Source organism: Crystallibacter permensis, assembly GCF_025960875.1.
GTDB classification, from domain to species: Bacteria; Actinomycetota; Actinomycetes; order Actinomycetales; family Micrococcaceae; genus Crystallibacter; species Crystallibacter permensis.
This window is the reverse complement of the sequence record NZ_JAODLR010000007.1, coordinates 72,706-86,413: the sequence shown is the minus strand read 5'-3', so window position 1 is coordinate 86,413 and position 13,708 is coordinate 72,706. Positions and strand designations below refer to the sequence as shown.

19 protein-coding genes are annotated in these 13,708 nt (G+C 63.5%); 14 read left to right on the top strand and 5 right to left on the bottom strand.

The window, feature by feature from the left end:
• Positions 1-423: an alternative ribosome rescue aminoacyl-tRNA hydrolase ArfB gene (gene arfB / locus B0G38_RS10565; protein ID WP_264669412.1), complete on the top strand. Its 423-nt coding sequence runs from the start codon at positions 1-3 to the stop codon at positions 421-423.
• A 62-nt stretch (positions 424-485) separates the two neighbouring features.
• Positions 486-1,730, top strand: a complete 1,245-nt coding sequence (gene ligD, locus B0G38_RS10560) for a non-homologous end-joining DNA ligase (protein ID WP_264669411.1) — start codon at positions 486-488, stop codon at positions 1,728-1,730.
• Between the two features lie 752 nt (positions 1,731-2,482).
• On the opposite strand, the gene B0G38_RS10555 is transcribed toward ligD, so the two are convergent.
• Both B0G38_RS10555 and B0G38_RS10550 read right to left on the bottom strand, forming a co-directional pair.
• On the bottom strand, positions 2,483-4,486 hold the full coding sequence (locus B0G38_RS10555) for a vWA domain-containing protein (protein WP_264669410.1): 2,004 nt from the start codon (positions 4,484-4,486) through the stop codon (positions 2,483-2,485).
• Positions 4,487-4,513: 27 nt separating this feature from the next.
• Positions 4,514-5,902, bottom strand: a complete 1,389-nt coding sequence (locus tag B0G38_RS10550; protein WP_264669409.1) for a magnesium chelatase — start codon at positions 5,900-5,902, stop codon at positions 4,514-4,516.
• Positions 5,903-5,998: 96 nt separating this feature from the next.
• Between B0G38_RS10550 and B0G38_RS10545 the strand changes: the two genes are divergently transcribed.
• Both B0G38_RS10545 and B0G38_RS10540 read left to right on the top strand, forming a co-directional pair.
• Positions 5,999-6,658, top strand: coding sequence for an MSMEG_4193 family putative phosphomutase (locus tag B0G38_RS10545; RefSeq protein WP_264669408.1), 660 nt, complete (start codon positions 5,999-6,001; stop codon positions 6,656-6,658).
• A gap of 13 nt (positions 6,659-6,671) precedes the next feature.
• Positions 6,672-7,373: an SCO1664 family protein gene (locus B0G38_RS10540; RefSeq protein WP_264669407.1), complete on the top strand. Its 702-nt coding sequence runs from the start codon at positions 6,672-6,674 to the stop codon at positions 7,371-7,373.
• Positions 7,374-7,442: 69 nt separating this feature from the next.
• On the opposite strand, the gene B0G38_RS10535 is transcribed toward B0G38_RS10540, so the two are convergent.
• The 3 genes from B0G38_RS10535 to B0G38_RS10525 all read right to left on the bottom strand — a co-directional run bounded on the left by B0G38_RS10535 (position 7,443) and on the right by B0G38_RS10525 (position 9,389).
• Positions 7,443-7,805 carry a hypothetical protein gene (locus B0G38_RS10535; protein ID WP_264669406.1) on the bottom strand — a complete coding sequence of 121 codons (363 nt, stop codon included), beginning with the start codon at positions 7,803-7,805 and terminating at the stop codon, positions 7,443-7,445.
• A 578-nt stretch (positions 7,806-8,383) separates the two neighbouring features.
• Positions 8,384-8,830: an ImmA/IrrE family metallo-endopeptidase gene (locus B0G38_RS10530; protein ID WP_264669405.1), complete on the bottom strand. Its 447-nt coding sequence runs from the start codon at positions 8,828-8,830 to the stop codon at positions 8,384-8,386.
• Positions 8,814-9,389, bottom strand: coding sequence for a hypothetical protein (locus B0G38_RS10525; RefSeq protein WP_264669404.1), 576 nt, complete (start codon positions 9,387-9,389; stop codon positions 8,814-8,816). Before B0G38_RS10525 ends, B0G38_RS10530 begins: the two co-directional genes overlap by 17 nt.
• A gap of 298 nt (positions 9,390-9,687) precedes the next feature.
• Here B0G38_RS10525 and B0G38_RS10520 point away from each other — a divergent pair, with 298 nt between their 5' ends.
• From B0G38_RS10520 to B0G38_RS10475, 10 genes are all read left to right on the top strand, one after another.
• Positions 9,688-9,951 carry a helix-turn-helix domain-containing protein gene (locus B0G38_RS10520; RefSeq protein WP_264669403.1) on the top strand — a complete coding sequence of 88 codons (264 nt, stop codon included), beginning with the start codon at positions 9,688-9,690 and terminating at the stop codon, positions 9,949-9,951.
• On the top strand, positions 9,952-10,215 hold the full coding sequence (locus tag B0G38_RS10515; RefSeq protein ID WP_264669402.1) for a hypothetical protein: 264 nt from the start codon (positions 9,952-9,954) through the stop codon (positions 10,213-10,215).
• Entirely contained in the window at positions 10,212-10,496 is a 285-nt protein-coding gene (locus B0G38_RS10510; protein WP_264669401.1) for a hypothetical protein, read from the top strand. Before B0G38_RS10515 ends, B0G38_RS10510 begins: the two co-directional genes overlap by 4 nt.
• On the top strand, positions 10,493-10,747 hold the full coding sequence (locus tag B0G38_RS10505) for a hypothetical protein (RefSeq protein ID WP_264669400.1): 255 nt from the start codon (positions 10,493-10,495) through the stop codon (positions 10,745-10,747). The genes B0G38_RS10510 and B0G38_RS10505 overlap by 4 nt, the downstream gene beginning before the upstream one ends.
• A 22-nt stretch (positions 10,748-10,769) precedes the next feature.
• On the top strand, positions 10,770-11,102 hold the full coding sequence (locus tag B0G38_RS10500; RefSeq protein WP_264669399.1) for a hypothetical protein: 333 nt from the start codon (positions 10,770-10,772) through the stop codon (positions 11,100-11,102).
• 73 nt (positions 11,103-11,175) lie between these two features.
• On the top strand, positions 11,176-11,301 hold the full coding sequence (locus B0G38_RS10495; protein ID WP_264669398.1) for a hypothetical protein: 126 nt from the start codon (positions 11,176-11,178) through the stop codon (positions 11,299-11,301).
• Positions 11,298-11,438, top strand: a complete 141-nt coding sequence (locus B0G38_RS10490) for a hypothetical protein (protein WP_264669397.1) — start codon at positions 11,298-11,300, stop codon at positions 11,436-11,438. The genes B0G38_RS10495 and B0G38_RS10490 overlap by 4 nt, the downstream gene beginning before the upstream one ends.
• A complete protein-coding gene (locus B0G38_RS10485) occupies positions 11,435-11,731 on the top strand; it encodes a hypothetical protein (protein WP_264669396.1) in 297 nt (98 codons plus the stop codon). The genes B0G38_RS10490 and B0G38_RS10485 overlap by 4 nt, the downstream gene beginning before the upstream one ends.
• On the top strand, positions 11,728-12,651 hold the full coding sequence (locus tag B0G38_RS10480; protein WP_264669395.1) for a hypothetical protein: 924 nt from the start codon (positions 11,728-11,730) through the stop codon (positions 12,649-12,651). Before B0G38_RS10485 ends, B0G38_RS10480 begins: the two co-directional genes overlap by 4 nt.
• Positions 12,648-13,652: a hypothetical protein gene (locus B0G38_RS10475; protein ID WP_264669394.1), complete on the top strand. Its 1,005-nt coding sequence runs from the start codon at positions 12,648-12,650 to the stop codon at positions 13,650-13,652. Before B0G38_RS10480 ends, B0G38_RS10475 begins: the two co-directional genes overlap by 4 nt.
• Positions 13,653-13,708: the final 56 nt, after the last annotated feature.

Below are 13,708 nucleotides of genomic sequence, written 5' to 3'. Positions count from 1 at the left end.
ATGGATCTGGAGGTGTCGCGCGCGCTCACGATTCCCGCGTCGGAACTGAGCTGGCGGTTCTCGCGTTCGTCCGGGCCAGGGGGCCAACACGTCAACACTTCGGACAGCCGCGTCGAGCTCTCGTGGAACGTCGCCGACTCGGCAGCGCTTTCGGATGTGCAACGGCAGATGCTGGTCGAGCGTCTCGGGTCACGACTCACCGCCGGAGTGATCACGGTGACCGCCTCCGAGCGGCGCTCCCAGTTGCGCAATCGCGAGATAGCACTGGCCAAACTCGCCGACCTCGTGGCGCAAGGTCTTGCTCCCGAGGCTGCTCGCCGCCGGGCGACCAAACCCACCCGTGGTTCGAACCGACGGCGCCTCGCCGCAAAGCAACAGCGTGCGGCGACGAAACAGCAACGAAAGCGACCGTCTGCCGAGTAGCACCGTCCAGTCGACATCACCAACCTGTGGCTGGGACCGCCGATCGTTGCTAGCGTGGTGGAATGACGCCGTCGAAAACCCCGGCCGAAATCCTCACCATCGCCGGCTCCGAGGTCCGCATCTCGAGTCCGGACAAAATGGTTTTCCCCGAGCCCGGGCTGACGAAACTCGATCTGGTTCGTTACTACCTCTCCGTCGCGGAGGGTGCGCTGCGTGGCGCCGGCGGCCGCCCGATGGTGCTCAAACGCTTCCCGAAGGGCATCGACGCTGAGCCTTTCTTTCAGAAGCGCGTGCCAGAAAACCACCCCGATTTCATCGACACAACAACCCTGCACTATGCGTCGGGGACATCAGCCGAAGAGACTGTCATCCGGGATGCAGCCGGCTTGGCCTGGGTGGTGAATCTTGGATGCCTGGACCTCAACCCGCACCCTGTGCGCGCCGAGGACCTCGAGCACCCCGACGAGCTGCGGGTCGACCTCGATCCGATGCCGGGTGTCGACTGGTCGCAGATCGTCGACGTCGCGTATGTAGCGCGCGAGGTGCTCGACGACGTGGGGCTGGTGGGTTGGCCGAAGACGAGCGGGTCACGCGGACTCCACATTCTGGTGCGCATTGCACCGAAGTGGTCGTACCGCGACGTGCGGCTCGCCGCCGAGACCCTCGCCCGTGAGGTCGAGAACCGCGCTCCCGGCCTCGCCACCGCTCGGTGGTGGAAGGAGGAGCGCGGCGAGAGCGTGTTCGTCGACTTCAACCAGAATGCCAAGGACCGCACTGTGGCGTCGGCGTACTCGGTCCGGTCCCTGCCCGATGCCCGCGTCTCGACGCCGCTCGCCTGGGAGGAGGTCCGCTCCACCCGGCCCGAACAATTCACCGTGCGCACGGTGCCCGAGCGGTTCGCCGAGCTGGGAGATCCACACGCCGGTATCGACGACGCGGTCGGCACACTTGACGGACTCCTCGCCTTGGCAGCCGAGCTCGGCCCGGCCGAGAAGCCGCCACGCGGCGGCGACGGCTCCGGCCGCCGGCAGTCGATGATGCCGCTCATCGAGGTGGCACGCACCAAGACCAAGCCCGAGGCACTCGCGGCGCTCGATCAGTGGAAGACCCGGCATGCGGATCTCGTCCAAGCCCTGCACCCGGCCGATGTGCTCGTGGATGGAATGCGCGGATCGAGCTCGCTTTGGTACAGGGTGCGGGTGAACCTGCAGCACGTCCCCGAAGCGGAGCGTCCACCGCAGGAAGAGCTCATCGCTGATTATGACCCATGGGCAGGCAAGGAGTGGCCGGGGCGCCCTGGATCATGACCCCACCTAAGTCGTGATCTGCGCACGCCGTTCATAGCAGCTAATTTCTGTCCGTAATGGAGGGCTCCGGTCGCGGTGAGCACAGCGACGCGCGCGGCGGTTCCCGCAGCTCGAGTTTGGGATTGTGTCCCCGGACGGTGGTGCGTACCGGAGTGCGACAAGCCATCATGAGCAGCCTTCGGCACTTACTGCTGACCAACGTTGGCGTTGTCGGCTAGGCTGCGGATATGACCCGTCGTTGGACACCTGTCGCTTCCGGCGCAATACTGCTGCTTGGATTGACTGCATGCGTGGGTGGCGAGTCGACGAACTCAGTGAGCTTCCAAGAACGCGATCCGAATACGTGGGCTCAGGAAGTCTTCGGTTCTGACCTGTGGCAGGCCGAGGGAGTCTCAGGTGGCGCCGGTGGCATAGCGCCGGGCAGCGAAGCCGGAATGAGCTTCACACCTGGACAGCCCGGCTGGCACAGCATCAGCATTGCTTGCAAGGGTCCTACTTCGATCTCGGTGAAGATCACCGGGACCGGCGGTGAGCTCGGATCCGGGATCACTCCATGCGGCCCAGCTGTTACCACCACCATGGAACTGCCAGTAGGAGAAATCGCTGTAAAGGTGCACGCAGCGAACACCAAAGGGATGTGGGCCTTGGCTATTTCGCCTACAGAAGCACCCTAGGTTCGCCCGCTGCGTAGCGGGTGCCGAAGCCGGGGAACTTCGCACTGCTGTCAGGAACCGGAGACTGGCAGCGGGGGTCTACGAACCCCAATCGACGTCGTCGTAGATGCCGTGGAAGTGGGCGCGGAGGTACTCCCCCACAACGGCTGCACCGAGTTCCCCGGCCTCTGGAGCGACGACCCGGCCGTCGATCCGCCGGACCATATTTTGCACGAACCGCGCGAGCCCTGGGTCGTCGCCGAGCCGGAAGAACGTGGCTTGGGTGCCGGCACGTCCAAGCCGGTCGAGTTCGGCCACTGTTACGCGGATTGTCTCCGGATCGGGCGGCCAGGAGAACCACGACTCGCCCTCCGCCAGCAGGTGCGCAGTAGGTTCGCCGTCGGTCACCACAAGGAGGACGGGCTGCATTGAAGGGTGCCGCCGGAAGAAGCGATTGGCCAGCAGCAGGCCGTGATGCAGGTTTGTTCCCTGCTCCCGGAGCGCCGGTAGGGCCGTGAGGTCGCCGATGTCCATCGACTGCGCGTAACGGCCGAAAGTAATCAGCTGCAGCCGGTCCCCACGAAAACGGGTTGAGACGAGTTGGTGCAAGGCGAGCGCCGTGCGTTTCATCGGCACCCAGCGTCCCTCGGCGGCCATCGAGAACGACACATCGACGAGCAGGACGACGGCGGCTTGAGTACGGGCCTCCGTTTCCGCCACCTCAATGTCACCCGCACCGAGGCGCAAGCCGCGGCTCGGATCGCCGCCGTCGGCCATCGTCCGGCGGATCGCGTTCGTTATGGTGCGAGTGACGTCCCACGGCTCGGCGTCCCCGAACTGCCACTCACGGCTGGAACCGGTCTGATCGCCCGCGGCCCCGGCGACACGCGTATCCCGGCGTCCTTGGCGGCCGGAGAGCTGCTTGGCAGTGTCCCGCAACAGCGACTTCCCCAGTCGCCGCATAGCCTGTGGCGACAACCGGAGGTCGCCGTCGGGACCGCGCCGCAGATACCCGCCGTCCTGCATCGCCCGTTCGATGTCCACGAGAGCGCGGGCCGATACGGCCGCATTCTGACCGAGTTGGCGTGCGAGGGCGTCCAAGTCCAGATCATCCAGACGTGATCCGTTGTAGGACTGGGAGAGCTGTTCGGCGAGCTCGTCGAGTTCGGCGATGTCCTGGAGCACTCCTGTGCCGTCACCCAGCCCGAGCCCTTCCTGTCCCTCGAAACGTTCCGAACCAGTCCAGTCCTCGCCGGGGCGCAGGGTGCGCAGGCTCGCGTCGAGCTGATCGAGCTGCGCCATCAGTTCGGGCGAGCCGAACGCTTGGGCCGACAGACGCATCAGCTCATCGCGCTGCTCCTGCGACATGGATTGCAGGAGCCGCTGGGCTGCGGCTGCCCGCTGGGCCAGGGCATCGATCAGCTCCTCGACTGATTCCGGATTCTCCGGAAAGAAGCTGCCGTGTCGAGACATGAACTTCTGAAAGTCTTCGTCGGTGTCCTCGCCGCGCCGGTGTTTGTCGAGCAGCTTGTTGAGATCGCGCAGCATACCGCTCACGGCTTCGCGGTCTTCGTCGCTGGCATTCTCGAGCGCCTGTTTCATGCCGGCGAACCGCTGGTCAAGAACCTCTCGGCCCAGCAGGTCCTTGATCCGTTCGTAGGCCTCCCGTGCCGTGCTCGACTGCCAGTCATAGGAGGCGAGCTCATTGACCGCTGCGGCGGTGGACGAGGGCAAATTCTGCAGCTGCATCTCCCGGAATGCGCGATCGGTGTTGTCCATCATGGCGTCGCGGGCCAACTGCTTGCGTTCCTCCAGCACGGCGGTGTCGAGAAGCTTCCGGACTTCGCTGAGGGTGCCGTCCAGCCGGTGGCGACTCAGCAGGTCCTGTCGTCGTTGCTGAACACGGCCGGCGAGGTCATCCAGCCCTTCCCGGTCCCGGCCGCCGCGGCGCAGGAACTCCTGCAGGGCCTGCCGGGGCGAGTAGCCTGCCATGACTTCTTCGGCGACCGCGTCAAGTGCCTCGGCCAGATCAACCGGCGGGGCGAGCGGATCGGGTCCGCCAGTGTACCGTCCGTACCGGGAGGACCGGTGGTGAGCGCTCATGATGCTGCCTATCCCTAGTCCTGATTCCTAGCCGTAGATCGTCTCCCCGTCGTCGGACTCCTTGGAAATCCGCCGGGCGAGGAAAAGTCCCTCCAGTGCAAGTTCGATGGCGGCAGCGCGCTGCCCCTCGTTTTTCGCGCCCAGACGCGCTCCGATCTGGTCGTACAGGTCGGATCCGTCGAGCGCCGGGAGGGTGGCGAGGAACTCCCGCGCGGTGACTCCTTCCCCGGTGGTTACGGTCGTGTGGCCGTTGAGCGCAGCAACGAGCGGCCCGAAATCGATGCCGCGGTAGTGCGTCCGCACGGCCTCGGCAGTGGCCGTGCGCACAAGGTGATCGAGGACGGCGCGCTCCCGCCCCTCTTCACCTGATTCGAACTCAATCTTGCCGGAGAGGACATCGACAGCACTCTCCAGATCGACGATCCGGGCGACTGCCTCATCTTCCCCGCGCACGGCAGCCCGGCGCAGCGCTGCCGCGGCGACCGTCTCGGCGCCCGCGATGCCGAACCGCGCCGAGACTCCGGAGCTTTGGTTAACCGCCGGCGATTGACGGAGCGCACGGGTGTAGCGGGCCAGGATCTCGAGGATGACGGGCGAAACGTCGGCGACCAGCCGGCCCTCCTGCGCAATGACTGCAACCTCGTCTTCCAGCTCGATCGGGTAATGGGTGCGGACCTCGGCGCCGAAGCGGTCCTTCAATGGAGTGATGATCCGGCCGCGGTTGGTGTAGTCCTCCGGATTCGCCGACGCGACGACAAGCACATCGAGGGGCAGCCGCAGGACGTAGCCGCGGATCTGGATGTCGCGCTCCTCCATCACGTTGAGCATCGCGACCTGGATGCGCTCGGCAAGGTCGGGCAGTTCATTGATGCCGATGATGCCGCGGTTGGAGCGTGGGACGAGACCGTAGTGGATGGTTTCCGGGTCCCCGAGCCGGCGGCCCTCGGCTACCCGCATGGGGTCGACGTCGCCGATAAGGTCGGCGACAGAGGTGTCAGGGGTGGCGAGCTTCTCGACGTAGCGTTCCGAGCGGTGCCGCCAGGCTACACGCAGCCGGTCCCCTTCCGTGAGGGCACGGGCCCGGGACTGCTCGGTGATCGGTTCGTACGGGTGTTCGTTCAGTTCCGATCCCTCGATCACCGGAGACCACTCGTCGAGGAGCCCGACCAGGGTGCGCAGGAGCCGCGTCTTGCCTTGTCCCCGCTCGCCGAGCAGGACAACGTCGTGGCCGGCGATCAAGGCACGCTCGAGCTGGGGAAGCACCGTGCGGCTGAAACCGAACATGCCGGGCCACGGATCGCGGTCTGCGGCAAGCGCGGCGAGCAGGTTGTCGCGGATTTCGTGGCGCAGGTCCTTGTGGACATGGCCGGCTGCACGTAGTTCACCAACGGTGAAGATTTCGGGACGATCACTCACACCTCAAAGGTAGTCCTCGAACTGCCGTGAATCGAGCATCCGACTTCTTGATGATTCCAACGCGTCAGCCCCCGGAACCGCATACGCTGGATTTTGATGACTGCAACAACACCGTCGGCGCCAGCAAAACCGCCGAGTACCCTGCTCCTTCTGGTGCGCCATGGGCAGACGCCCACGACGGGCACGGTGCTGCCCGGGCTTGCCCCCGGACTACATCTCTCCGACGAAGGCCAGGTCCAAGCCCAACGGGTCGCGGAGCGGCTGGCAGCCCTTCCGATTGACGGCATCTACTCCTCCCCGCTGGAGCGCGCCTGCGAGACTGCCGAACCGACGGCAGCCAGCACTGGGCTCAAGGTGAACGAGCACGCTGGACTGATCGAGTGTGACTTCGGCGCGTGGACCGGAGCCGCGCTCACCCAGCTGATGGGTTTGCCACAGTGGCAGACCGTACAGCACACTCCGTCCGACTTCCGCTTCCCGGACGGGGAAAGCTTCGCGCAGATGCAAGCACGGATGGTCGGCACCCTCGAGGCGCTGTGTGCCGCCCACGCTGGCGGCGTCGTCGTTTGCTTCTCCCATGCCGACCCGATCAAGGCCGCCGTTGCCCACGCCCTGGGCACGCACCTGGACCTCTTCCAGAGGATCGTTATCAGCCCGTGCTCGGTCTCGGTCATCTCGTACGTGGAGGGTCAGGCGCCCGCCGTGCTCATGGTGAACTCGACTCTGGAATCACTGAGCGGGCTGAGGGCGTCGTGAAAAGGGACAAACTGTGTCCGGACAGCAGCTGACACTGCTCGCCGAGGGCCGCATCGAGATGCTCGGACGTATCCTGCGCAGCAGCAACGCGACGTTCCTCGTCCAAGTCTCCTGCCGGGAGGACTCGGCGTGGGCAGTTTACAAGCCGGAGGCCGGGGAACGGGCGCTGTCCGATTTTGAGCCTGGGCTCTACCGGCGGGAACGTGCGGCTTATCTGCTGAGCGAGTATCTGGGGTGGGGCCTAGTTCCGCCGACGGTGATCCGCGAGGACTGTCCCTTGGGCATCGGGTCGCTACAGTGGTTCGTCGAGAACGACCAGCGTGAGCATTACTTCACGCTCTATGCAGAATCAGCCGAAACCCATGACTGCTTGGCGCAGATCGCCCTGTTCGATTGCATTGCCAACAACACTGATCGCAAAAGCGGGCATGTGCTCCGCGGCTACGACGGACGGGTATGGGGCATCGACCACGGGCTGTGCTTCGCAGCACACTTCAAACTGCGCACTGTGATTTGGGATTTCGCCGGTGAATCTATCCCGTGCGCTCTGCTGGATGACATTGCCCCGCTCGCACAAGCTGTACCTGCCGACGTAGCCGAACTCCTCGACGACATGGAAGTTGCCGCCCTGCGGCTCCGGGTGAAGCGCCTGCTGCGTGAGCGGGTGCTGCCAGTCGATGACACCGGCATGCGTTACCCATGGCCCCTCGTGTAGCGGAGTTAGGTTTTCGGGCCGAGAGCCGGGTCGTAGGCCTCTGCCTACTCGTGATACATAGTTCTGTGTTTACCACCGGTCAGCCGGAGTGCCTTCCTCCAAGAAGGCACGCACTGCGTTCCTCACATCATCGAACCGGCCGTCGTGGATAGCCACCACCGGAGACTCATCACCGAGCCTCGGGTTGTCTCCGATGAACCAGGCCCGGGCACGGTCAGCTCCCTGTGCAACCAGCAGCTGCCACTGGTCGTAGGCGAACCGGAGACGTTCTGCCTCCTTTTCGTCAGGTTCCGGGCCGTCTTCCATGACCCAGTCATCGGCGGTTAGGCGGACGCGGTCGCCGGCCAGGGCAGAGACCATAGTCGGTCCCAGATCATCCGTCAGTTCCCTTACAACCTCGCGGATCCCCGGAGTTGCTGGTTCATGTTTCATCTGCCCGCTCCTGTCATAGTTGGTCCCTGACCCAGCCTATGCCTGCCGCAGTCGGCTGCCGGTCGCAAGGAGTACATCTACCGCAGAGAATCGCCGCCCGGATAGTCGATGCGATTCGCATCGAATGTTGCATCGGCGTTGGTGGCTCCATCGATATCCCCAACGTCTCCGTATGGCATTGGGTAGAAATCCCAGCATTCCTAGGAGCTTCAATCATGTTCCGACAAGTTATGTCCCGCGCCCGCCACCCACGGGTCGCCCCGCCATCCGCAGCTGGATTCGCACCTATGTTCCGGTCCCCGTTCCGGCGCAACCTCGATACGGTCGAACTCCCGGAGGGGACGGTGAGCGTCCACGCTTTTCCAGCCGTGTCAAGGACGCTGTTTGCCTGAACCAGCACTCGGCCGCCAGTGGAACGCCAGGACGCCAAAATCAAAAAAGCCCCTTCTCCTGGGATACAAGAGAAGGGGCATACTCGTGCCCGAGGTGGGACTCGAACCCACTTAGGAACGGTGCGGGTGTTGGACTTCCGCGGATTCTAGGGGAAGTCCAACACGTTTAGCACGGCTGGGACGGCCTTATGCGGCTATTTGGTGTACATGGTGTACGGCGCTTTCGCGCTGTGCCCACATGTTTTTACAGTGCCGGCCGCACGCGGCAAGAATGGTTTGCTCAAGCGCGGTGAGTGAACCGAACCTGGCGTAGATCGCCCCAAGGTCCACTTCCAAATGTTCGGCCATGTCCTCGATACTGTCGAATGTCATGTACGCGTCGAGCAGCGCAGAAAAGCAGATCAGGTATCGGGACGCCATCGACTCGACCATGATTTCCCGGGCAGTGTTCGACGCTGCACAATGCACGGGCATGTGGTCCAGGTTGTGGTGCACCATTTCGTGCACGACGGTGGGACGCACAGTGCGGCGCGGATGCCGCGGATCCAAAACTATTTCACGGGTCTTGTGGTCGTAGTGGCCTGCCAGGCCTTCGGGGAGGTGGCGGAAAACAATATCAGGGGGAGTATCCATTTTTGGTGCGGCGCTCTCTTGGGTGTATCCGGCGGGCAACCAAAGCGAGCTCATCCTGACTCTCGGCCCCCAACCGATTTGAAATTACACCTTTAGTATGCGGCTTATCACCGACATTTTGGTCGATGATGTCACCTTTCACTGAAACCTTTTTCCCTGTGGTGTTGCTCACTGCTTCCTCAAGCTTATCTTTCTCCCGTTGTAGAGACACCAGTTCCCTGCCCATCGACAACAAAAGCTCCTGCTGCTCCAACGGCAAATCATGCGCACCCGGTATCACTAGGCCGCCGACTTCCATGTGCCGGGCCTCCACCCCCAACGTCCGGGCCCACGCAATCAGCACCTGAGCCGGCGTCACCCGCAACCCCTGCGCCAAACCCGTAATGGTTTCAGGGTCCGGGAACGTCTTCGGCGCCGGCGAATAGTTGGCCAGCTGCTGCAACCTGATGGCTGATGGCATGCCGCCGCAGTCTGCTGCCAGTGCCGCGTAGGTGCGCTTGCCGCGCTTCTCGCCGATCAGTTCACGGATACCCCCGCTGAGGGGCTGGTTTGTTGTCATGCTCCCAAGATTCCTACTAGGTGTCCCCCCGGTCAATGGCCCGCAACTCCCCTGCTGCTACCTGCCGGTTTAGTTGGACACTACCAGCCGTTGACTTGGAAAAACCCTAGGTTTCGATGGTGAAACGCAGCACGCTTGGCAAGTACAACACAATCAGCAGTTGACAGACTGCTACCGGTAGTAGATATTTGAGCTACTACCAATTGTTAGGGGGTCGGTAGCCACACAAACACCAAGAGGGGGAGAAAAACCAATGTCAGTAACCATGATCAGAAAACGTCAGACCCAGGGGTTATACATGAAAATCAGGGACCGTGAGCAGTTCAAGGAGCTGCTCACACGCAACAGCCCGCGTTTCATCTGCACCGCCTCCGAGCTCGCCCGACGGGCCGGAGTCCACTACTCGTTCATCAGCCACTTGAAGGATGGCCGGAAGTCCACCTGCACGCCCAAGACGGCCGCACTTATCTCGGTGTCTCTCGGTGTGGAGATTGATTCTATTTTCGTACCCAAGATCACTACTGCCAGTAGTGCTTTCGACAATCAGAAGATGGTGGCGTAAATGTCCAGAAATTTTGCTGAAGGTTTCCGCGTGTTGGCGGACTTCATAGAGGCCAACCCAATTGTTGGTATGGCGTACCCCGAACAGCCATTGGATGTTCGCGTAAGTGTAGAGACTCTCGAAGCGCTCAACGAGTACGCTGCGCGGTTCGCTGCACCCGTCCGGGAAAACCGTGACGAGGACGGGACCATCTACACCACCACGTTCCAGTTCGGACCTGACAACGGTGTCCGCCTGAACGTCTACCACATCGAGTTGGCATGAGTACCGCGATGGTCCTTGAAACGGACTGGAAGAAAGACGCGCTCACCGCGATCCGCAAGGAAGCGACAACCGGCCGCCACTTCGACGCACTCGACCTGCAGGAACGGTACAGCATGGCCGACCCGGCAAACCCGAACCAGTGGGGCGCACTGTTCAGCGCAGCGGCAAAGGATCAGCTCATCCATGTGATCGGCTACCACCGGTCACGGCGCCCGGGCAGGTCCGGCGGAGTATGCGCTGTCTGGCAGGGCCGGCCGGAACACAGAGGGATGCTGCTGTGAACAAGCTCTACACCCCGAAGGAACTGGCCGAACGGTTCGAAGTGACACCCGACTTCGTCAGGGAACGGGCGCGGCGCAACGAATGGCCGTCACAAAGGTTCGGGGAACGCACCATCCGGTTCACCGAAAACCATGTCAACCAGATCCTCGCACGAACCGAATCCAAGCCAGCCGGCGCCAAGGGCGGAACCCGGAAGCTCAACCAGCTGCTCAACAAGAAAACCCCGGCGCTGCAACGCCGGGGCCAGTGAACACGACCACCTAGGAGAAGTCATGACCGTTATCCAGCATACAGTCACCCGCAACCAGGCGGACCTGATCAGCCGCCACTTCGTCGGCAACTTCGTGGAAAACCCGGACTCGGACCTTGACCAGACGGCCCGCGAACTGTCCGCCGCCATTCACGCCGATGTGAAAGCCCACTACTTGGACGATGTCATCGACTCGTGGCGGATGCTCGACGCAGTGCTCGACGGCTCGCACCCGGCAATCAACCGGAACCGGGCCGGGACCTTGGACAACACGGCGGACCTGCTCGACTACTGCCGCGACATGCTCCGGTTCAGCATCCGGGCGATGCTCGACAACGCCGGTGTCCGGCCATGAACGGCATCCAGTTCCTGGCGCTCGTCGCCTGCAGCGCGTACCTGTTCGTTGCCAGCCGGAAGGGGTGGATCTGATGCCCAACCTCGCCGAACCGGAAGACGGTTGCATCTGCGCCGCCGGCACATGTCCGGAGTGGGAAGCGAAAGCCGGGATGCTCGTCAACGACCCGGACTGCGAGTACCACAAGGCCGAGGCATGAGCACCCTGCAACTCGAATCCACGCAACTCGACGAACCCATCCACGTAACCGACGAGGAACGCATCGCAGCCGCCCTCGCCATCTCAACCCAACCGGACCGCGACAAGCTCGCACGAATGATCGGACTCACGAAATGACCACCAAGACCACGGCGCACGACCTGTTCTGGTTGGCGCGCTACGCATACAACACACTGAACCCCGCAGTTCAGGAACTCCGTGAGGTTGTGCCCAGTGCACGTTTCAGCATCGATCTCAAGTTCGACAACCGCCAGTACTCAAAGCCCACACACCTGACCATCGCCGTCTTCTGGGACCGCGAAGGCATGGTCGAGCATGGGATCGTCTTGACCACCACAGATCAGATCGACCGTTCGGTCGAAACCGTACGTAGCAAGACTGCGCAGATCAAGGAAGAGGTAGCAGCATGACCGCCAAGACCAGGACCCCGAAGGCCCCCGAAAAGGGCGGGCTCAAGTTCACACCCTCCGGCCACCGCTACCGCATGTCACAGAAGCCCGGCGTCATCGGCCCGGACAACAAGTTCCTTCCCGTCTCCGGCGTCACCACACTGCTCGGTGGCGGCATCCCCAAGCCCGCGCTGGTCCGTTGGGCGCCCAAGGTTGTTGCCGAATGGGTGGCCAACCCCGCCAACCGGGAGGCACTCGAGCAGCTGCTCGCCGGGGACCCGGACGCCGCCGTCCGCGAACTCAAGGAACTGCCCACGAAGGAACGCGACGCCGCCGGCATCCGAGGAACCGCAGTCCACGGGCACGCCGAAACCCTACACTCCACCGGGGAAGCGCCGGACGTGCCGGAAGACCTGATCAGCTTCGTGGAAGGGTACGTCGAATTCTTGGACCGCTTCCAGATCACCGCAGTCCTGGCGGAACGCCCCGTGGGGAACCGTAAGGACTGGTGGGCGGGAACGTTCGACCTGTTCGCCACCTCCCCCCTGCTCATGAGCGCGGAGGACATCGCCGCGGGCAAGGTCATCCAGATCGACCTGAAAACGTCCAAGGGCGTGTACGGGGAAACCGCGTTGCAGACCGCAGCCTACTCGTTGGGTGAGTTCTACATGGACGATAACGGCGACGAGCAACCGCTCCCCGAAGTCGTGGCAACCTACGTCGCACACGTCACCCCATTGGACCGGGACGGGGATAACGCCCGCTACGACGGGTGGCCGCTCGGCACCAGCCTCTACCAGCTCGCCGCTGACCGGGACGAAATCAAGGTGCAGTACGGGCAGTTCTTGGCTGCCGCGTACACGCACAAGATGACGAAGTACCGGGACGGCATCATCACAGACCCCATCACCATCGCAATCACAGAACAGGAAGCAGCATGACCGAGATAGCAGTAAACGAAGCGCCCGCCACAGGTGTGGCACTCTCCGACGTCGGCAACGGCACCGACCTGGCGGCATGGGTCAACGACCTTGGGAACGCCTACACGCTGGCGGAACGCATCTGCCGCACCCCGTTCGCGCCCCGCGACTTTCAGGGCAAGCCAGAAGCCGCAGCTGTAGCCATTCTGCACGGCAAGTCTCTGGGCTTGGATCCGCTGGCGTCAATGTCGTCCATCTTCGTTGTCTCCGGCCGCCCCGGGCTCTACTCCAAGGCCATGCACGCCATCGTCCTCGCCGCCGGCCACCAGGTGTGGGTGGAATCCGAGTCGCCGCAGGAAGTCGTGGTGAAGGGGAAGCGCAAGGGCGCCGACACGGTGAGCACTTCCCGCTGGACGCCGGAGCGCGCCAAGAAGGCAGGCTACGACACGAACAAGAAGTACCTGACGGAGCCGATCGCCATGCTGCGCGCCCGTGCCATCGGCGACGTGTGCCGGGTTGTGGCGCCGGACGTGCTGGCGGGCCTCGCCTACAACGAGGCCGACGTCGAACTCATGGACCCCATCGAGGATATGGGCGAAGCCCCGGCCGCCTCGGTGGAGGATAAGCCGAAGCGCACAGTGAAGCGGAAAGCTGCCCCTGCCCCGTCGCTGCCGGACATTGTGCACGACGCCCCGGAACCCGAACCGGAAGCCGCCCCGGAAGCGGATCCCGAAGTCGTGGATGAGGCTGCCTCCGACACCGCAGGCGAAATCCCGATGTGCACCCCTGACCAGTGGACCCACCTCACCGTGGCGCTCAAGGGTGCCGGCCACAAGACGAAGCCGTCCATGGGCGCCGCCGTCAACGGGTTCTTGCAGCGCGAAACCGGTGGACCCCAGGACATCACCGCCGACGAAGCGAACCGGATGCTCGAACACTTCACCAACCTCGTAGCAGAGGCATTGCCAGCCGCTGAGGGCGATGACGCAGCATGGCCCGAACCCGCGCCCGTACCCGCGTGAGCGCAGGGGCAAAGAAACGTCGGGCGCACATGCGATATGGGCGTCCCGCCGGGAGC